We start from the raw sequence: 19,866 nt of genomic DNA, 5'->3' as shown, positions 1-19,866 counted from the left end.
TCTTGGTGCCTATGCCAGAATTCAGCCGCCTCAACGAGTATAGCGACCGGACTATCACTCTCGGATACTGTTTCTGTCTTAGAGAGGTTTGGTGTCGAACGGTATCATTTAACGATCCATAATTGGGTGCAGAAAGCCGATCTACAGCCGACTGACGGCAAAAACCCGAATCACGTTGCGGTCGATGAAACCGTGATTCAACTCAATGATCGGCGCTACTGGCTGTACGTCGCGGCCGATCCCAAAACTAACGAATTCCTCTACCTCAAGCTCTATCCGACACGAACTATTGTGCCGTGGTTACAAGCCGCGCCCTTCAGACTCCATGTTACCAAATACCGTAATCTGGGCGACTGGTCCCCAGTAGAGGTATTACGCTCGCCGCGGTAGCAGTTGTCCGTGAAGGGGGTCGATGGGGAGCGACTGAGGAGCGTCGCCGTCACGCTGGCGCTACTGCTCGCGGCCGCGAGCGGCGCTCTCGCTGCGAGTGCGCATGAGGGCGACGACGCCGACTCTCGGTCGGGCGTCGTCTCCGCTCAGGAGACGACGACGGCCGCGCCCGGCGAGAACGACAGCACAAACGCGACGGTCGAACACCGCAATCCGGGCCGGGTCGGCGAGACCAACGCCAGCGACGTCGAGTCGTGGCTTCAAGACCGGATGGTCGAGCGTCTCGTCCGGAGCATCGACGTGAGCGAGCGCGATTCGGAGCGCGCCCGCCGACTCGTCGGCAACGACTCGCAGTTCGAGGAGTTCGCCGACAAGTACGCCGAACTGAAAGGCGAGGCGTCGAGCGAGGACCGGAACCTCTCGGACCTCGACGGCGTGGGTGCGATTCAGAGCGCGTTCCTCGCGGACGTACGGGACTACCGGACGGCGCTCCGACGCTATCAGCGCGTCCGCGAAAACGAGACCGTCGAGCGCGAGCGCCGACTCGCCCACGAACTCGAACGCCGCCTCGCGGCGGTCAATCGGTCCTCGGTCGCGCTCCAACGAAGCTACGCCAACGTCTCCTCGGAGGGCAACGCCACCGCGAACGCGACCCGGCAAATCGAAACCGTCCGCACAGACGTGCTGGCGACCCAGCGAACCGTCCGGAACCAGACGCTCGTCCGGACCGATCTCTCCGTCGAGACCGTCGCGCCGAACGGGTCGTTCACCGACCGCGTGACGCTCCGCGGGCGACTCCTGACCGCCGCGAACGCGAGCGCGATTTCCGACCGGAACGTCACGCTCCGAATCGAGAACCGGAGCGTCGAGGCGCGGACGAACGAGACCGGCCACTTCGAGGTCGCCTACCGACCGACGCTCACGTCGGTCGGCGACCGGAACCGCACGGTCCGGTACCAACCCGCGAACGCCTCGCGGTACCTCCACGATAACGCGAGCGTCCGGTTCGGCGTCGAGCGCGTGAACCCCGAATTCGAACTCACGAACTACACGCAGTCGGCCGGGTTCGGCGACTCGCTGGCGGTCGAGGGTACCGTCACGGCCGGGAACGTCACCACGGGCGAGGTGCCGGTCGTCGCCACGCTCGCGGGATTCCCCATCGGACAGGCGACCACGGGACCGAACGGGTCGTTTGCGCTGACGACGACGGTCCCGGCGAACCTCTCGACCGGCGAGCGACCGGTCCGGGTGCGACTCGCCGACCCGCGATTCCGCGCGGCGAACGCCACCGTCTCGGTGGCCGTCGAACCGACCGCGACCGACCTCTCGACCGAGGCCCGGCGGGCGAACGGAAGCCTGCTCGTCTCGGGTCGCCTGACGACCGACGGCGGGACGCCGCTGGGCAACCGGACGCTCCAGTTGGCGGTCAACGGGACCGCGGTTGGAACCGTCACGACGAACGCGACCGGCGGGTACGCCGGAGTCGTCCCCGTGCCGTCGTCGGTGAGCGATAGCCCGAGCGCCCGCGTCCGGGCGGCCTACTCGCCGGTCGGCGAGAACCTGAACGCGAGCAGTGCCGCCGACATCGTGACCTTCGAGCGGACCGAGCGCGGCCCGTTCGACTATCCGCTGGTCCTGCGCGTGGCGGGACTACTCGGTATCGCGGCCATCGGCGTCGTCCTCGCGCGGCGACTCGGCGGAAACGACTGGCGCTTGCGCGACGACTCGACGCCGGGGTCCTCGGAGTCGCCGGAGGCGGACCTCTCGGCGACGATTCCGGCCGACACCGGCCGGTCGGCCGACGCGCTCCTCGACGCGGCGACCGACAGGGCGGCCGACGACGCCTACGACGCCGCGGCGCTGTTGGCCTACGCGGCCGTCCGGAAGCGACTCGACGGGTCGGTCGGTCGCGCCTCGGCGGAGACCCACTGGGAGTTCTACGCCGACTGCCGGGAGGCGGGCCTGCGCGAGGACCGCTTGGCGGACTTAGAGCAGTTGACTGAGACCTACGAGCGCGCGGCGTTCGCGGCGGAGTCGGTGTCGGAGCGCGAGGCGGGCGACGCAGTCGAGTCGGCGCAAACGTTCGACTCGGACGACGAGAGCGACAACTGACAGTCCCACGCACCCACGAACCGTCCGTTCGACCACGCGCAACCACAAAAAGAAATCGGCGGCGCCGTCCGACTCTGCGGCCGTTGGGAATTGCCCGCCCTTCCGCGTCCGCCCACCTTTTTACCACGTACCGACGACTACCCCCCATGGAGTACACCACGCTCGGCGACACCGGCACGGAAGTGAGTCGAATCTGTCTCGGCTGTATGAGTTTCGGGTCCAGCGACTGGCGACCGTGGGTGTTGGACCCCGAGGAGGGCGAGGAGATAATCGAGCGCGCTGTCGAGTTGGGCATCAACTTCTTCGACACAGCCAACATGTACTCGAACGGCGAGAGCGAGCGCGTGCTTGGCGACGCCTTGGAGGGCCGACGCGACGAGAGCGTCGTCGCCACGAAGTGTTACTTCCAGATGGACGAGGACAACCCCAACTCGGGCGGTCTCTCGCGCAAGGCGATAGAGCAGGAGTTGGAGAACAGCCTCGACCGCCTCGGCATGGACACCATCGACCTCTACCAGATTCACCGCTGGGACGACGACACACCAATCGAGCAGACCCTGCGCGCGCTGGACGACGCGGTGCGCCGCGGAAAGGTCCGCCACGTCGGGGCCTCCTCGATGTGGGCACACCAGTTCGCCGACGCCCTGCACGCGAGCGACCGCCTCGGACTGGAGCGGTTCCAGACCATGCAGAACCACTACAACCTCGTCTACCGCGAAGAGGAACGCGAGATGCTTCCCCTCTGTGAAAAAGAGAACGTCGGCGTCATGCCGTGGAGTCCCCTCGCTCGGGGCTACCTGACCCGACCGTACGAGGAAATCGACGCGACGACGCGCGGCGAGACGGAAGACCACATGTACGACCACCCCTACCGCGAGGGCGGCGGGAAGGAGGTAAACGAGCGAGTGCAGGAACTCGCCGCCGAGAAGGGCGTCACGATGGCACAGATTTCGCTGTCGTGGCTGCTGCACAAAGACTGGGTGGACGCGCCTATCGTCGGTACCACCAGCGTCGAACATCTGGAGGACGCGGTCGAAGCCCTCGATATCGACCTCTCGGCCAGCGACCTCGCGTATCTCGAAGAATCCTACGAACCCGTGCCGGTGTCGGGCCACGACTGAGCGACGGGGACCTTCCCGCCAATTTCGAAACTCACGATATTCAGTTACTCGGAAAACTATTTTCCAACAAGCATTTATAGGTATCATACGAAGACTGCGCTCATGCGACGCCGCGAATTCATCGCCGGTACCGGCCTCGTAGCCGCCTCCGCCATCGCTGGCTGTACCGGAAACAAGTCCCCGCCGCCCCGGAAGTCGAACGTCTTTCAGAGTATCGAAGCCCGAAACGGAAAGCTTCAGGTTGACATCGAAGACAATACGTGGGTCATGTCCCGACTTGACGACGACGACCTGAACGACCTCGCGGACCCCGGACAGGTCGGGGGTCTCAACCCCGTCGGAAGCGCCAGCGCGAAGGGCCGGGGCGGCGGCGGTGGCCGCGGAGCCACGGGTCGCGCCACCGGAGGGTACGGCAGTGCGCCGAAGACCGGACACGGCCGCGCGTGGTGGCACGGCGGCGCGTACGCCAATACGTGGTACGACGACCACGACGACGACGTGACGAAATACGGCGTCGGCGTCGCTGCGCTCGGCGTGGCCTTCCTCGGGAACGACTTCGAGGTGGAAGACGACGCGCCCGGCGCGGGACCGGTTCCGTGGGATTGTCGAGTCACGGACCCCAACGACACCGAGACCTGCGCTATCGAGAACGACGGCTGGTACCGCGTCGGTGCGGAACTTCGAGGCCGGAACGGCCACGACTTCGACTGGGAGTGCGTGGACCTGAAAGTTGACGACGGCGTCGCCACCGACGGGTACGAGGTCGAAAAGCAGTGGAAAGTCTCCCCGCGGATTTGACTCCGCGAACCCCAGTATCGCCGACGCGACGGATTAGCGGTCCGCTCTAACCCATGTCGAAGCCCTCTGCTCGAACGAAGACGCTGACCCTGCTTGCCATCACGTACGTCGTTTCGTTCTGTAGCTTCGCGTATGAGTTCGTCTACTCGGAGCTGTTGACCGTGATGTACGGCGGGACCGTCACCCAGTACGTTATCACGGTAGGGCTGTACTTTTTCAGCCTCGGCATCGGGTCGGCGGTCTCCGACGACTTGCAGGGCGACGCGCCCTCGAACTTCTTCCGGACCGAGGTGTATCTCGCCGCGGTCGCTCCGGCCGGGTTCATGCTCATCGTCGGCCTGAACAGCGTGGCGATTCCCGAGACCGTACCCTCGGAACTCGTCTGGGTCGTCGCCAGACTCCCCGCGATTGCGGTCGGGTTCCTCTCGGGATTCGAACTCCCCCTGCTGACCCGGATGGTCGAGCAGACCGACGAACCGGGTCGGCTCCTCCCCGCCGCCGTGACCGAGGGTTTCGGTCGCCTCTACGGTCTCGTCCTCGGGGTCTTCGGCCTGTTCTGGAGCGTCGAGCGAACCGCGGGCGAGCGAAGCGGTCTCTCGGTCGTGCTGGCGATGGACTACGTCGGCGGCCTGTTTGGGGCCGTCGTCTACGCGAAGGTCCTCTACCCCCGACTCGGACTCGTCCCGACCATCTTCGTGCTGGCACTGCTCAACGCCGTCACCGCGCTCGTCTTCGTCGCCCGGTTCAGCGAGCGCCCGTGGGGACTGTTCTCCGGGGAGCGCCGCAAACTGGCGAGTCGAGAGTCGGCCGCGCTCCTCGCGGTCTGTCTCCTGTTGACCGCAGGGTACGCGGGCGCGGTGGCCAACCACCGACAGGTGGACCGCGAGGTGACGGAACTCTACCTCGAACAGCAGATAGAGTCGGAGTACCAGCGGGGCGCGATGGACGCTGAGATAACGGACCAGTGGACCACCGAGTACCAACACGTCGTCCGGTACGACCGGACGTGGACCGGCGCTGGCGACAACCCGTACTTCGCCGAGGAGTCCGAGCAGTGCCTGCGCCTCGGGACCGCGGTCCAGCTCTGCGAGAGTTGGGCCGACTCGTACCATCAGGGCCTCGTGGACGTACCGATGTCGCTGACCGACCGCGGTCCCGAGACGAACGTCCTCGTCGTCGGCGGCGGCGACTGGATAGCCATCGACCGCCTCCGGCAGTACAACGTCAGCGTGGACCATGTGGACCTCGACGGCGAGTTCATGGCTCACGCCAAAAACGACTCGTTCTACGCGCGCTGGCACGACGATGCCCACGAGTACGACCGCCTGAACACCACGGTCGGCGACGGCTACGCCTACCTCGGGGACACCGACGAGAGCTACGACCTCGTGCTGTTGGACATTCCCGGCGCGACCGACGACGACCTGCTCAAACTCTACTCGAAGGAGTTCTACGACTCCATCCGGCGACATCTCGAACCGGACGGCGTCGTCGCGGCGTGGGCCTACTCCCAGTACGGTTACCCCCAGCACAACAAGGCGTATCTGAACACGGTTCGGGAAGCCGGATTCGACCGCTACGCGCCCTACTGGGCGTGGGAGGACGTGGACCGCGACGGCGAGAGCGAGCGCGTCGAGCAGTTTTACGTCCTCGCGCCGGGCGAGCGCGAGTCGTTCCCCGACCCCGGCTCGACCCGCGCGACCGACTACGTCCGAGCGCACGCCGACCGCTACCGCGACTTGCAGTGGCGCGCGGTCCCGCGCTACAGCGGCGTGGAAGTCAACTCGCTGTTCCACCCGAACTACGACATCATCGTGGACACCTGACCGATAGACAATTTACAAGAACTACCCATGCCACCTACCGACCCCCCGAATCGCCGCACCGACGCCCCGAACCTCCACTTCGCGTACGCGAGTAGCGAACCGAATCTGGAGGTGTTCGACGTGAAGCGCGTCGTGCCGAGCGAACTCTGTGGCGAACCGGCGGCGCTGACCGTCATCGGCGAGTCCCACTACGTCGGCGTCCCGGCGCTCGACTTTCACGAAATCTGTTCGTGTAAGCCCGTCTCGGGCGACTCGACCGCGGTGACGCCGCTGGAACTGGGCGTCGAGCGCGAGTTCGCCTTCGAGACCGACCGCCTGCGCGTCGAAACGCTCGCCGAGGTCCGACCCATCGAGGCGTTCCCCGGCCAGGAAGAGGCCGACGCCGCCTTCCGGTTCGGTCCCGACGCGTGGACGACCATCACGCTCGACCCGGCCGGTTCCGGCGAGCGCGCGGCCGCGACCGACGAGTCGGTCGCGGACGCCAGCGGGACCTACGAGACGTACCACACCTACCCCGAACACGGACTGGCGGTCTACACGTTCACCGAACTTCACTCCGCGCGACGAGCGCGCGAAGCGCAGACGCAGTGCGACGAGATAACACCGACACCCCAAACCGATGACTGACCAGCAGGAAACCTACGACGGCGACGTAACGTTTACCGGCCACGAAGACGCCCCGGTCGCGCTCCGGGACCCCGCGGACGTGTTCCTCCGGACCGACAGCGTGGCGGGCGACCTCGAAGTCCGGAACGCCGAGTACGTCTTCGCACACCAACCGACCGGCGACGCGAATCCGGGCGACCCCGAGACGGTCGTCAGCGGCGACATCGAGGACGGGTACGCCGACCCCGGCGGCGTGACCGGCGACGCGGTGGTCGCGGACGCCGAGGACGTGTTCGTCACGGCCGGAACCGCGAGCGGCGACTTCTCGGCCGTCGCGCCCGAGAACGTCTACAGCGACGACGTGGAACCGCCCCGCGACCCCGACGACTACGACGTGTCGCTTACCGGGTGGAAACAGGAGGGACGCGCCAGCGACCCCGACGCGGGCGTTCGCGTCACGGGCGCGCACCACGAGGTCACCGTCGAGAAGGCCCGGACCGACCTCGACGTGTACGTCGTCGGTCACCACCACGACATCGAGATTACGGGCCGGAGCGCCGCCGTCTCGGTGTATCTGCTCGGCTACGACAACACCGTGACGCTCGGGCCGTACCTCAATAGCGAAGTCGTCGCCGACACCGGATTGGACAACGAAGTGGTTGAAGAACCGTATCCCGTCGAAGACCTCATCGAGACTTCGAAAGACGAGGCGTTCGACCGCGCCGGGTTCGGCCGCCGGAAGGTCACCTATCAGGTGCCCGCCGAGAGCGACGAGTGGTGTCCCAACTGTGGGGAACCCGCCGACGCCGTCGTCGCGCGCCACCAGATGGAGGCGTTTTTCGTCTTCGGCCACCCGCTCAAGACCTACGACAAGTCTACCAACCCCGCCAAAGAATGCGAACACTGCTCGCGGAGCGCCTTCGACGCCAGTCTCACAGAGCGCGAGCGCAAGGACGTGTTGAAGTAAAATAGAGTCAACAACTTTCGGGCTTCGAACAGCCTCCGAACAACCTAATCTATATATCGGAGGGGTGAACAATGAGGGTACGTGTGACTACTTGCCGCGTACCGCTCTCCAACCGAACTCTCCCCCAAGAGAGACCTTCGACGCCTTGCTAACACTATGGCACAAACGACAGAACGGACGGCCGCCGACGCCACGGCGACCTGCCGGTACACCTTCGACCCCGCGAAACGGACCGACGCCCACCTCCAGACGACGTGGGAGTGTCCCCACGAGGCCCACGGCGACAGCGACTACTGCCCGTTCCACATGTCCCGCGACGAGCGCGCGAGCAACGACGTTTCCGCCGAGGAAATCGTGGCCCAAATCAAGGAGAATCTGCGCTCCGGGGGAGTGCGCGCCAACGAGTACGTGGGCGCGGACCTGCCCCACCTCTCGCTGACCTATCAGGATATCGACGGCGGGAACAACCACGTCCTCAACTTCCAGTACGCCGATATCGAGGGATTGGACATCACCCACGGCCACCTCGAACAGGGCCTGAACCTCCGCGGTGCGACCGTCGGCGCGCTGGAGTTCGAGAGCGCGACCATCGACGGAACGCTCGACGCCGCCGACCTCTCGGTCGAACGTCGCTTCTCGGCCTACGAGACCACGTTCCGAGAGGACGTGACCCTACAGGACGCGAGTTTCCACGCCGAGGTTGACTGCGACGAGACGACGTTCGGCGACGACACGACTTTCGCTGGGGCGACCTTCCACGGCGTCGCCCACTTCCGTAATGCCGAGACCACAGGCACTAGCCACGTCCTCGACGACAACATCTCCTTTGCCGACGTGGAGTTCCGCGACGACGCGAGTTTCCGGCAGGCGACCTTCAAGTACGTCACCTTCGAGAACGCCGGGTTCCACGCCGAGTCGGACTTCGAACACGTCGAGTTCGAGGGCGACGCCCAGTTCGGCGACGTCGTTTTCGACCGGATGGCCGACTTCGACGAGGCCCGGTTCCACGACGACGCCTGCTTCAAGGACGCCCGGTTCAAGCAGCTCGCGGAGTTCCGCGGCGTCGAGTTCAACGGCGGCAGTCGGACGACCAACGACGACGTGACCTTCGAGGCCGCGACGTTCGAGGACGAGGCCGACTTCAAACTCGCGCGCTTCCGGTTCGCCGATTTCAAGGACGCGACGTTTCAGGGCGCGTTCAACCTCGACCGCGCGCAGTTCGACGCCAGAGCCGACTGTCACCGAATCGAGGTCGGCGGAACCGCCATCTTCGAGCGCGTCGCGTTCTTCGACGGCGTCAACTTCGACGGCAGTCGCTTCGAGGGCGACGTGCGAGGCGTCGATGCGGAGTTCCACGGCGATGCCGACTTCATGGCGACGACGTTCCGGTCGCGCGTACGATTCACCGAGGCCCGCTTTCTGGAGGACGCCAGTTTCCGGGAGGCGACGTTTCAGGACGACGCCGTCTTCCGCGGCTCCATCTTCGAGGGCGAGGCCAAGCACCTAGAGGAGAACGCCTGCTTCGACGAGACGACCTTCGAGGCGCTGGCAGATTTCCAGTCGTCGAGTTTCACCAACGGGTCGTTCAAGGACGTGACGTTCCACGACGAATCGAACTTCCGAGAGTCGGAGTTTCATAACGGCGTAGAGTTCCGGGTCCAGTCGGGCGGGAGCGCCGACACCTACGTTGACCTGACGGAGGCGACCATCGTGGGCGGAACCATCGTCATCGCTGCCGAGAGCGCGGTCATCTACGACCTGACGAAAGCGACGCTCGGCGACGTTCGACTGGAGAGCGAAGGGAGCGACCACGAACTGCTCGACCACTTCCGGTTCTGCCTGACGGACTTCGACCACTTCGACTTCAGCGACCACCACGCCTACCTCGAACGCAACGACTGGAACGTCCACGACTTCCTCGGTGACGAGTCGTCGGGGCGCTACGACGTGGAGATGACCAGCGAAGTCGTCGAAGAGACTTACCGGAAGGCACAGGACAGCGCTGACGCAGTCGGCGACACGCCCGCGATGCGCGAGTTCGAGTTCAAGCGCTACTGTTACAACCGCAAGAAGAACCTGGATATCGTCTTCCGAGAATACTCGTTAAACACATGGGGCCGCGTAAAGAAGGCCTCCAGCGTCGGACTCAACTTCTTCATGCAGTTGACCTGCGGGTACGGCAACCGCCTGCCCCGCATCGCGGCGCTCACCTTCCTCCTCCCGGCGGTGTTCGGCGGTCTCTACGTCCTCGGCGGCCCGCTGCAGACCCAAGCCGGAGTCATCTGGAACGCAGACCAACCCGCGACGACGCTCTTCGAAGGTCTCTACTACAGCTACATCAGCTTCAGCACCATCGGCTACGGCGACATCGGACCGGTGGGCTGGCTGGCGAAGATTCTGGCGGCGAGTCAGGGGATGTTGAACGGCCTGTTCTTCACCCTGCTCACGTTCACGCTGTTCAAGCGGGTGCTTGGCGGGAACTGAGGCGCGGTTCGGCGCACTCACCGCGGTCGATTTTTGGGATGCGCTCGTCGCTACTGTTCGACTGGCAAAAATCACTCCTCGAATACTTCGTCTACCGAAAAAACCGTCGCGTGAGAGTCGAAGAGTTACGCCTCGACTTCGTTCCACTCGGAGTCGTCGTCATCGTCGCTCAGCAGTTCGGGCTTCCCGAGCGGGAGCGACCCGAACAGCGCGTAGTGGACCGCGAACCCGAGCGCGAGCAGTCCTACCAGACCGTACAGTCCGCGTTTGAGCTTCGAAGCCATGCGCAGTCGTACGACCCGCGCCCAAATGAGGACACCGATTTGTCGAGCGCGCTATCGACAGTCGAGTCTCAGTCGGCGCTCGGCGTCTCCGCCGTTTCCACGGGTCGCAACTCAGCGCTGAAGTGGCGGAGTTCGGCCATCTCGGGTTCCTCGGTGATTTCGAGACCGGACACGTCCCCGTGGTCGCGGCGCTCGGCGACGCGCTCGAACGTCTCGGCGACGTGTTCGAGGTGGTCCGTGCCGTAGGTCCGGCGGGGTAGCGACAGGCGGACCAGTTCCGGCCGGTCGGTGTCGGGGAACGCGAAACTCCCTAACTCGACGCCTCGGACCGCGCCCTCGCGGTAGAGTTCACAGACCAGCGCCTGACCGGGGAACTGCGAGGCCGGAATCTCGGGCAGGAACTCGGCGGCGTTCACGTACACCGCGTGGCCGCCGGTCGGGCGCTGGACCGGCACGTCGCGCTCGGCCAGCATGTCGCCGAGTCGCTGGACCTGTCCCACTCGGTCGGCGATGTACGACTCCTCGACCGCTTCGCGGAGTCCGACCGCCATCGCCTCCAAATCCCGGCCAGCCATCCCGCCGTAGGTCGTGAACCCCTCGTAGAGGATGGCGCGCTCGCGGGCCTTCGCGTGCAGGTTGTCGAGTTCCGGGTCGTCGCGCAGGGCGACGAACCCGCCGACGTTGACCAGCCCGTCCTTCTTCCCGCTCATGACGAGCGCGTCGGCGTAGGAGAGCTGTTCGCGGGCGACCTCGGCGACTGACTGGTCAGAAAATCCGTCCTCGCGCTCTCGGACGAAGTAGGCGTTCTCGGCGAACCGGCAGGCGTCGATGACGAACGTCGCGTCGAGTTCGTCGGCGACCTCTCGGGCCGCTCGGACGTTCTCGACGCTGACCGGTTGACCCGCCAGCGAGTTATTCGTCAGCGTGAGCAGAACCGCAGGGACGTTCTCAGCGCCGACCTCGTCGGCCAGTTCTCGGACCTGTTCAACGTCGATGTCGCCCGCGAACTCGCGGTCGCCCGCGAGGGCGTCCTCGTGGGGACAATCGACCGGTTCGGCCCCGTTGTTGGTGATATGGGCGCGCGTGGTGTCGAAGTGGGTGTTGTTCGGTACGTAGTCGCCGTCTTCGACCAGCGAACCGTAGAGGACGTTTTCGGCCCCGCGACCCTGATGGGCGGGCAGGATTCGCTCGAAGCCCATCACGTCTGCGACGGACTCCTCTAACCGTTCGAAACTCTCGCTCCCGGCGTAGGCCTCGTCACCCGACATCATCGCGGCCCACTGGGACTCGCTCATGGTCCCGGTGCCGCTGTCGGTCAGCAGGTCAACGAACACGGCGTCGGAGTCGAGATTGAAGACGTTGTACCCCGCCTGTTCGAGTTGGTCCTCGCGTTCGTCGCGGTCGGGAAGGCGAATCGGAGAGACGACTTTCGACTTGTAGGCTCGCATATCCGGCCAGTCGGTCTCGCGTGACGTATTACTTCCGAGACAATTTTGGCCGTAGATGGCCGCTTGCGGCGGATATCGACCGAAACTGCACATCGACCACCGGACCAGTCGCTCGGCGATTCGCCTCGCTCTCGCTGGCCGCTTGCGTTATCGTTTACGCAAACGTAAACGTATGCGAAACTCCCCCCCACTTCCGCGAGGTCGCCGAGAAGTACAGCAAGAAGTGTTGATTGGTCGCGCTCGTTTCCGAAAGCGCAAGCCCCATCTCACCGAATCGCCCCTTTCACACCACTCATTACCTCGGCGTGCGACTGACTCTCTATGAACGTAGACCGCGAGCGACTGCGGCGAGACATCGAGCGAACCGCCGCGTTCGGTGACATCGACGCCGAGGAGGGCCGCGGGCGGACCGTCCTCGCTGGCACCGAACCCAACCGCGAGGCCCGCGAGAACTTCGCGGACCGACTGGACGACGCCGGACTCGACGTGCGAGTCGATGCCGTGGGCAACATTGCGGGGCGGTGGGTCCCCGAGAGCGCCGACCCGAGCGCCGCCCCGGTCGCGGCCGGAAGCCACCTCGACTCGGTGCCGGAGGGCGGCATCTTCGACGGTCCGCTCGGCGTCTACGCCGCGCTCGAAGCCGTCCGGGCAATGAGAGAGGCGAGCGTCGAACCGGAGCGCCCGGTCGAAGTCGTTTCCTTCACCGAGGAAGAGGGCCAGCGGTTCGCGTCCGGACTCCTCGGGTCCTCGGTCGCGGTCGGCGAGCGGTCGGTCGAGGAGGCTCTCGCGCTCGAAGACGACGACGGGACCGCGCTGGAGACCGCCCTCGCAGACATCGGCTTTCGGGGCGAGGGTCGCCTCGACGCCAGCGAATGGGACTCGTGGCTCGAACTCCACGTCGAGCAGAGCGAGCGACTGACCGACGCCGGGGTCTCGGTCGGCGTCGTCACCGCAATCACGGGCATCACCCACTGCGAAGCAATCCTCCGCGGCGAGGCGAACCACGCGGGCGCGACACCGATGGGCGACCGGACCGACGCGCTCGCGGCGGCCAGCGAGTTCGTCCTCGACGTGGAACGGGCCGCCAACGAGGTCGCGGCGACCGACAGCGAGACCGCGGTCGGCACCGTCGGGAGTCTCGACGTGCGCCCGAACGCGACCAACGTCGTGCCCGGCGAAGTCAAGGCGGGCGTCGATATTCGGGACGTGGACCGCGGCGCGATGCGGGAACTCGTCGCCCGCGCCCGCCGGAGCCTCGCGCGTCTCGAACGCGAGCGCGGCGTCGAGACCGAGTTCCGGCGTCCCTTCGACCTCGAACCGACGCCGATGAGCGACCGCGTCCGTGGGGCGGCCCGCGACGCGGGCGCGGCGGCCGGTATCGAGACGCTGGAGATGCACTCGGGCGCGGCCCACGACACGATGCACGTCGCGGACGTGACCGACGCGGGCCTGCTGTTCGCGCTTTCGAAGGACGGCATCTCGCACAACCCGAAAGAGTGGACCGACTGGAAAGACTGCGCGACCGCGACGCGGGTGCTGGCGGGGGCGCTGGCAAACCTCGCGGGGGCGTAGGTTCCCCGTCGTCTCACGAACACTTACCTTTCCGACGCGCGAGCGTTCGACCGTGACGCTACTTCCAGACCACACCGAGCGATTCGTCCGCGCGATGGTGCCCGAACGCGACGACACCCTCCGAGAGATGGAGAGCCACGGCGAAGCTATCGGCTTCCCGACGGTGGGTCCCGCAGTGGGTTCGTTCCTGCGACTCGCGGCCCGGATGGTCGATGCCGAGCGAGTCTTCGAGTTCGGATCGGGGTTCGGCTACTCGGCCTACTGGTTCGCCGAGGCGCTCCCCGAGGACGGCGAAATCGTCCTGACCGAACACCACGCCGACGAACTCGCCGACGCCCGCGAGTATCTGGCCCGTGGCGGCTACGCCGACCGAGCGGTGTTCGAGGAGGGCGACGCGCTCGAAACCGTCGAGCGCCACGACGGTCCCTTCGACGTGGTTCTCGTGGACTGCCACAAGGACGGCTACCCCGACGCCCTCGACGCGGTACGCGACAAAGTCGCGGAGGGCGGCGTCGTCATCGCCGATAACGCGATGGAGAGCGGGATTCAGGACTTCGAGACCATCCTCGCTATCCTCGAAGGCGACGACCCCGAGGACGTAGACGACCAGACGCGAGGCATCGCCGACTATCTCTCGACGGTCCGCGACGACCCCGACTTCGAGACCGCCGCGCTTCCGCTCGGCGAGGGAATCGCCGTGAGCGTTCGGACGTGAGCGAACTAGATATATTCCTTCGTCTAAACAGAGAAATTTATATGTATAGGGATGAAAGAGAAATAAAGAGACGCGATGACCACGGACCGTTACGGCGCTCGCCGGTCGAACGCGCCGCCGAACGACGAGTTCACCGACTTCCTTAGCCTACTAAACGAGCTTAAATCCACGGGCTGTACCCTGCTCGTCGTCGGCGACGCCCGACGGAAGCTGTTCACGCGCGCGAGCGCCAGTCTGCTCGGGAACGGAAACACGCTGCGCTACCGCCTGCTGGCGGTTACGGACGCGAGTTCCGGGAGCGTCGAGCGGCGACTTCCGGACCCCGACGAGTCGCCGTTCTCGCTGGCCCGCACGACGAAGATAGCTAACTACGAGGTGACGCCCCGCGCCGTCGCCGAGGCCGTCCCGCGCGACGAGGAGTTCGAGGAGATTCCCGAGACGCACGTTCCCGACGCCCGAATCGACGGTCTCCGGTCGGAACTCGTCTCCGGCATCGAGGAGTTTGCCCGCCACACCGATGGGTTCCGGCCCGCGGAGTTGCGGGTCGGCGTGGACTCGTTGGGCACCCTCCTCGACCACCACGGCGAGGACGCGGTTCGGGACTACTGTCGGACTGTTGGGCGGCGCGTCCGCGAGCACAACGGGATGGCTCACTACGTCCTCCGAGATGCCCACGGGAGCGAGCGCGTCCAGTCGCTCGCGGCCGAGGTTGACGCGGTCATCGAGATTCGACCGGTGAACTCCGAGACTGACGACCACGACGCCGAACAGCGCTGGCACGTTCCCGACCGGGGGACGACGACAAACTGGGTCCGGCTCTGAGGCGTCGTCTCTCGGCAGTCGTGGCCGCCGGGCAGTCGTAGCGACGCCGACCGACCGCCACCGCCTATCGCTCGCGCCGACTACCCGGTTTCGGCTCGACGTGTGGTTTCGCCATCAGGTCTTCGAACCGCCGGTCGTCCAACCACTCCAGCAGTTGGACCAACTGGTCGCTCGCGGCGTCGAACAGTCGCGCGCCCTTCTCGGGTGTGGCGTCGGTCTGGTCGCCCAGCACGCCGTTGTCGGTGTTGTCGATGGAGTCGTAGAAGTCGCGCGCGCCGTGGACGGACGCCTCCTCGTTGCTCCACTCGACCAGTCCGCCGTCGCGCGCAGCCTCCAGTTCGTCGGTCTTCACGTTCTCGGGGTCGAGATGCATCATCATCGCCGTCTCCTTCGGGCCGCCGTGGGGACCGTTGTGCTCGAAGAGGTCGTTCACGAGTTGGGGGATGGACTCGTCCCACATCCACTCGACGGCGTAGGCCACCTCGTCTTCGCGTAGTCTCCGGCCGACCTCCCGGAGGTGGGTCTGATTGCCGCCGTGGGCGTTGACGAAGACGATGCGGTCGATGCCGTGGTACGCGAGATTTCGGGAGAAGCTCTCGACGTAGTCGCGGAACTCGGGCGCGTCGGCCCACATCGTACCGTGGAACTGCTTGTGGTGGACGCTCACGCCGACGTTGACCGTCGGCGTGCAGAGGAAGTCGGTCCTGTCGGTGGCCTCGCGGGCCAACCCCTCCGCAATCGTGTGGTCGGTCGAGAGCGGCAGGTGGGGTCCGTGCTGTTCAGTGGAGCCGAGCGGGACGACCGCCAGCGACTCCTCGGCGACGTAGTCGCTCAACTCCGGCCACGTCTGGTCTGCAAGATACATATCGCAACGCGGGGAGCGAGCGCGTAAAGTTCTTGCCCGCGTTCGGTCGCCGCCGCGACCGAACGCTCACCGGCTCTCGGGGCGGTTACCTCGCGGTAACCACGTTTCACCGGCGTTAGCAAACGTATAATCCGGTGGCGTTCCATAGTTGGAACACATGACTGACTGTCTCGACGACAACGCCCCGCCGAGCGCGAAACTGGTCGTAAAAGTCCTCGAATACAACGACGACGCCCTGACCCAACAGCAGATTAGCGACCGAACCCGACTCTCGCCCCGGACGGTCCGGAGTTCCATCAAGCGCCTGAAAAACCAGAACGTCATCGAGGAGCGCGTCTACATCCCCGACGCCCGCAAGCAGTTGTACGCGCTCACCGACTCCGTCCAAGAGTGCCTTCAGGCGAGCGAGGCGACCCCCGAGAGCGCCGAGGCGGTCTGAGAGACGGCGACTCGCCGGTTGAAACTCCTTTTTTCTCACCCTTCAGTCGTCCGCCGACGGATACTCCCGGTCGAGTTCCACGCCTTCCAGCGGCGCGCCCTCGACCTCGTGGGTGCCGACCGGCGGCCGGTTCACTTCGGCGGCTAGAGAGGATTCCACGTCGGTCCCGCCCTCGATTTCGGTCATCTCGCCGTCGGCGTCGCGGGCGTCTTGGTCGATGCGCATCGAACAGAACTCCACGCCACACATCGAGCAGAATCTGGCCTCCTTGTAGTTGTCGCCGGGGAGCGTCTGGTCGTGAGACGACCGGGCGCGCTCAGGGTCCAGCGCGAGGTCGAACTGGCGCTCCCAGTCGAAGCTGTAGCGCGCTTCGGAGAGAGCGTCGTCCCAGTCGCGCGCGCCCTCCCGGCCGTTCGCCACGTCGGCGGCGTGGGCCGCGATGCGGTAGGCCGCCAGTCCCTCGCGCACGTCCTCGGCGTCGGGCAGTCCGAGGTGTTCCTTCGGGGTGACGTAGCAGAGCATCGCGGCCCCGGCGCGGGCCGCCTCCGTCGCGCCGATGGCGCTCGTGATGTGGTCGTAGCCCGGTGCCACGTCGGTCACGAGCGGGCCGAGGACGTAGAAGGGCGCGCCGCCACAGACCTCTCGCTGGCGCTCGACCTGTCCGGCGATTTGGTCCATCGGAACGTGGCCCGGTCCCTCGACCATGACCTGTACGCCGCGATCCTGCGCGATTTCGGTCAGTTCGCCGAGCGTCTCCAACTCCGCGAACTGGGCCTCGTCGCCCGCGTCCGCGACGCTTCCCGGCCGGAGACCGTCGCCGAGGCTGAACGTCACGTCGTACTCCGCGAACACGTCGCAGATATCCTCGAACTCGGTGTAGAGGGGATTTTGCATCCCGTTGTCTTCCATCCACTGCGCGAGGATGGACCCGCCGCGCGAGACGATGCCGGTCGTCCGGCCGTCGGTCAGCGGGAGGTGTTCGGCGAGGACCCCGGCGTGAATCGTCATGTAGTCAACTCCCTGTTTGGCCTGCTTTTCGATAACGTCCAACAGGAGTTCGCGGGTGATGTCTTCGACGCTCTCGACCCGTTTGACGGCCTCGTAAATCGGTACCGTGCCGAGCGGAACCGGCGAGTGTTCGACGTTCGCCTCCCGAATCCGGTCCAAATCTCCGCCCGTGCTGAGGTCCATCACGGTGTCCGCGCCGTAGTGGACGGCGGCGTGTAGCTTCTCTAGCTCCTCCTCGACGCCGCTGGCCTCGTCGCTGTTGCCGATGTTGGCGTTGACCTTCGTGGAGAACTCCTGGCCGATTATCATCGGGTCGAGTCGGTCGTGACCGACGTTCGCCGGAATCACGGCTTCTCCCGCCGCGACCTGCTTGCGGACGAACTCGGCGTCGATCTGCTCGCGTTCGGCGACTCGCTCCATCTCGTCGGTAATCGTTCCGTTCCGGGCACTCCGTAACTGCGTCATGGATTACTAGGTTATACCACTGAATAATAAACTCTGGGTTCGAGGGCGGGTTTTGGTGGCGGCGCTCCGCAGAAGAAAGACTCCCGTGAGCCGCGAGAAGACACCGAGCACAACACCGGCCGTGACCTGCGGAAGGTTGAGCAGTTGCAAGGTGTCTACGAGAAGGCCGACACCGCGCTCGGCGTTCTAACGAGTCCGCCTTTGACCGCACCAAATCCTTGTTCTAATCCCTTCGCTCAGGGAGTAGTCAACAGTACTCAATTACCTGCTCTTCGCCCAAGGACGTAGACGAGAAGTGCAACGAGGATAGCACCGAGGAACGATTCGACGGTTGCGACCATCTTCCCCATACCTATCGGCATCAGTCCGCCATTACTTGGAGCCATAAATCTGGTCGCGCTAAAATAAATCGTATTTGTGTACGTGACTAGTGAGTGCTGAAGGGGATACTGGATGACGTTACCATCATTTAGTCGTAATCCCCATATCGGGTACAGTACTGCACTTAGTACCACGAGCGCTATCGACGTCCCCACGACATGCTTCGGACTCTCAACGTATAACGTCAGCCAGCGGGAAACCGCGAGACGGAACCAATTCACGGTCTCGCCAGTCACCAGCGAGAGTTTTCGCTCGACGTGCTTTTCCTGAATTCGATATTTTTGAATGTGGTCTGGAACCGAGTTTTCCTGCAGTAGTCGCTGATACCGACGGTAGATACGCTGTGACCGGATTAAGTGGATACGCTGTTCAGAGGAGGATCGTTGCATCAAACGAGTCGAAAAGCGTTGTAGGGCGAACCCAATTCGGTTCAAGCGACTCTCATTTTGGCATTGGGTCTGATCGCCAGCGGTGCTGTTAGCGGCCAACCGGTCTGCCTCACAGTCGTACCAACAACGCTCGCCTAACTCAGTTTGCTCGTTGATAAGAAGGTTTCGAAGATCGGCACCAAAAAGTTTCGCTCCAGTCAGGTCTGCTCCTCGCAAATCGGCTTCGCTTAGGTCTGCAAATTCGAGATTACTATCTCGCAGATCCGTATCACGGAGGTCAGCACCGACCAAACTGCACTCTTCGAAGTTAGCTTCCGAAAGATCTGCATCTTGAAAATCATCGCGGTCCAAATTACTGTTTCGGAAGTTCGTTCCGTTGCACGACGCATTTTTAAGAGTACCTTCCGGAAGATTGACTCCCCGAAGGTCAGCCCCGTCCAAGTTCACTTTCTCGATGACCGCGTTTTCAAAATCCGTGTTTCTAAGGTTCGATTCCTCGAACTTTACTCCCTGTATGGTTGCGTGTCGAAAGTCGGCCCACTCTAAATTAGTGTTTTCGAACTCAACATTAGAGATAGTTGCGTGCGTGAAATCCGACCCGCTGAAATCCGACTCTACAATCACCGAGTTCGAAATATTGGCCTCGTTGAAATCCCCGAACTTGACAACTGTATTCTGTATGTTGAGTTGTTTGACTTCGCTGTACGAAACATCGGGTTCCGTGATGGAAGAGTCACGAATCGTCGCTCTGTAAAGTTTTGTCTCGGCAAGTACCTCACTTGGGAGACGCACGTATTCCAGATTTGCGTCTCGAAAATCTGCGTGCGTAACGGTAGCGTGCTGAAGATTCACGTCGGAAAGCGTCGTTCCGCGACAGTCAGTATTTTCCAGATTTGCGTAACGTAAATCTGCGTTTTTAAGCTTCGCCTCGGATAAATTCGCTCGCCGCAGGTCTGCTTCCATTAAAACAGCACCAGTAAAATCCGTATCGTAGAGATCTGCCCCTTCAAATGTTGTTCTACGAAAGTAACTGTCCCTAAAATCTGACTCGTTCAGACCGCATTCTCGAAAAGATATTTTGTCGTCTATCAACATTCCGCTGAGAACTGCACCGTGTAACTCCTCCGGTTCGTCTGACCGAATCGCAACTAAATCGTTGACGTCCTTCCGTTCT

Annotated in this window: 16 protein-coding genes and 1 pseudogene; 12 read left to right on the top strand and 5 right to left on the bottom strand. The window is 64.1% G+C overall.

Annotated features, from left to right (window positions below; translation table 11 throughout):
- Nucleotides 1-48: 48 nt before the first annotated feature.
- The 8 genes and pseudogenes from EP007_RS18005 to EP007_RS15745 form a co-directional block, all read left to right on the top strand.
- Nucleotides 49-288 (top strand): annotated as a pseudogene (locus tag EP007_RS18005) (IS6 family transposase); the annotation flags it as partial.
- Between the two features lie 111 nt (nucleotides 289-399).
- Nucleotides 400-2,502, top strand: coding sequence for a hypothetical protein (locus tag EP007_RS15775; protein ID WP_128478731.1), 2,103 nt, complete (start codon nucleotides 400-402; stop codon nucleotides 2,500-2,502).
- Between the two features lie 146 nt (nucleotides 2,503-2,648).
- Nucleotides 2,649-3,623, top strand: coding sequence for an aldo/keto reductase (locus tag EP007_RS15770; protein WP_128478730.1), 975 nt, complete (start codon nucleotides 2,649-2,651; stop codon nucleotides 3,621-3,623).
- A 102-nt stretch (nucleotides 3,624-3,725) separates the two neighbouring features.
- Entirely contained in the window at nucleotides 3,726-4,421 is a 696-nt protein-coding gene (locus EP007_RS15765) for a hypothetical protein (RefSeq protein ID WP_128478729.1), read from the top strand.
- Between the two features lie 53 nt (nucleotides 4,422-4,474).
- A complete protein-coding gene (locus tag EP007_RS15760) occupies nucleotides 4,475-6,247 on the top strand; it encodes a spermidine synthase (RefSeq protein ID WP_128478728.1) in 1,773 nt (590 codons plus the stop codon).
- 27 nt (nucleotides 6,248-6,274) lie between these two features.
- The gene (locus tag EP007_RS15755; protein ID WP_128478727.1) at nucleotides 6,275-6,874 is read left to right on the top strand and encodes a DUF2617 family protein; all 600 of its coding nucleotides are present in this window, start codon (nucleotides 6,275-6,277) and stop codon (nucleotides 6,872-6,874) included.
- A complete protein-coding gene (locus EP007_RS15750; RefSeq protein WP_128478726.1) occupies nucleotides 6,867-7,820 on the top strand; it encodes a hypothetical protein in 954 nt (317 codons plus the stop codon). Before EP007_RS15755 ends, EP007_RS15750 begins: the two co-directional genes overlap by 8 nt.
- Before the next feature lie 156 nt (nucleotides 7,821-7,976).
- Nucleotides 7,977-10,304, top strand: a complete 2,328-nt coding sequence (locus EP007_RS15745; RefSeq protein WP_128478725.1) for a pentapeptide repeat-containing protein — start codon at nucleotides 7,977-7,979, stop codon at nucleotides 10,302-10,304.
- Nucleotides 10,305-10,429: 125 nt separating this feature from the next.
- Here the strand turns inward: EP007_RS15745 and EP007_RS17670 are convergent, their stop codons facing one another.
- Nucleotides 10,430-10,588 (bottom strand): hypothetical protein, encoded by a 159-nt coding sequence (locus EP007_RS17670; RefSeq protein WP_166035672.1) that lies wholly within the window; start codon nucleotides 10,586-10,588, stop codon nucleotides 10,430-10,432.
- Nucleotides 10,589-10,656: 68 nt separating this feature from the next.
- The gene (locus EP007_RS15740; RefSeq protein ID WP_128478724.1) at nucleotides 10,657-12,036 is read right to left on the bottom strand and encodes a tryptophanase; all 1,380 of its coding nucleotides are present in this window, start codon (nucleotides 12,034-12,036) and stop codon (nucleotides 10,657-10,659) included.
- A gap of 321 nt (nucleotides 12,037-12,357) precedes the next feature.
- On the opposite strand from EP007_RS15740, the gene EP007_RS15735 reads away from it, so the two are divergent.
- The 3 genes from EP007_RS15735 (at nucleotide 12,358) to EP007_RS15725 (ending at nucleotide 15,145) form a co-directional block, all read left to right on the top strand.
- Nucleotides 12,358-13,608 (top strand): M20 family metallo-hydrolase, encoded by a 1,251-nt coding sequence (locus EP007_RS15735; protein ID WP_128478723.1) that lies wholly within the window; start codon nucleotides 12,358-12,360, stop codon nucleotides 13,606-13,608.
- A gap of 94 nt (nucleotides 13,609-13,702) precedes the next feature.
- The gene (locus EP007_RS15730) at nucleotides 13,703-14,323 is read left to right on the top strand and encodes an O-methyltransferase (RefSeq protein ID WP_128478885.1); all 621 of its coding nucleotides are present in this window, start codon (nucleotides 13,703-13,705) and stop codon (nucleotides 14,321-14,323) included.
- Nucleotides 14,324-14,398: 75 nt separating this feature from the next.
- Nucleotides 14,399-15,145, top strand: a complete 747-nt coding sequence (locus EP007_RS15725; RefSeq protein WP_128478722.1) for a DUF7504 family protein — start codon at nucleotides 14,399-14,401, stop codon at nucleotides 15,143-15,145.
- Between the two features lie 64 nt (nucleotides 15,146-15,209).
- Here the strand turns inward: EP007_RS15725 and EP007_RS15720 are convergent, their stop codons facing one another.
- The gene (locus EP007_RS15720; RefSeq protein WP_128478721.1) at nucleotides 15,210-16,010 is read right to left on the bottom strand and encodes a creatininase family protein; all 801 of its coding nucleotides are present in this window, start codon (nucleotides 16,008-16,010) and stop codon (nucleotides 15,210-15,212) included.
- A 157-nt stretch (nucleotides 16,011-16,167) separates the two neighbouring features.
- Between EP007_RS15720 and EP007_RS15715 the strand changes: the two genes are divergently transcribed.
- Nucleotides 16,168-16,449 carry a winged helix-turn-helix transcriptional regulator gene (locus tag EP007_RS15715; protein ID WP_128478720.1) on the top strand — a complete coding sequence of 94 codons (282 nt, stop codon included), beginning with the start codon at nucleotides 16,168-16,170 and terminating at the stop codon, nucleotides 16,447-16,449.
- Nucleotides 16,450-16,491: 42 nt separating this feature from the next.
- Here EP007_RS15715 and thiC read toward each other — a convergent pair whose 3' ends face one another.
- Together thiC and EP007_RS15705 are read right to left on the bottom strand one after the other, a co-directional pair.
- The gene (gene thiC, locus EP007_RS15710) at nucleotides 16,492-17,922 is read right to left on the bottom strand and encodes a phosphomethylpyrimidine synthase ThiC (protein ID WP_128478719.1); all 1,431 of its coding nucleotides are present in this window, start codon (nucleotides 17,920-17,922) and stop codon (nucleotides 16,492-16,494) included.
- Nucleotides 17,923-18,179: 257 nt separating this feature from the next.
- Nucleotides 18,180-19,787 carry a pentapeptide repeat-containing protein gene (locus EP007_RS15705; RefSeq protein WP_128478718.1) on the bottom strand — a complete coding sequence of 536 codons (1,608 nt, stop codon included), beginning with the start codon at nucleotides 19,785-19,787 and terminating at the stop codon, nucleotides 18,180-18,182.
- Nucleotides 19,788-19,866: the final 79 nt, after the last annotated feature.

The sequence above is a fragment of the Halorussus pelagicus genome (assembly GCF_004087835.1).
In the GTDB taxonomy this organism is placed as follows: domain Archaea; phylum Halobacteriota; class Halobacteria; order Halobacteriales; family Haladaptataceae; genus Halorussus; species Halorussus pelagicus.
Note: the sequence above shows the minus strand (reverse complement) of the source record. Positions and strands in the feature narration are given on the sequence as shown.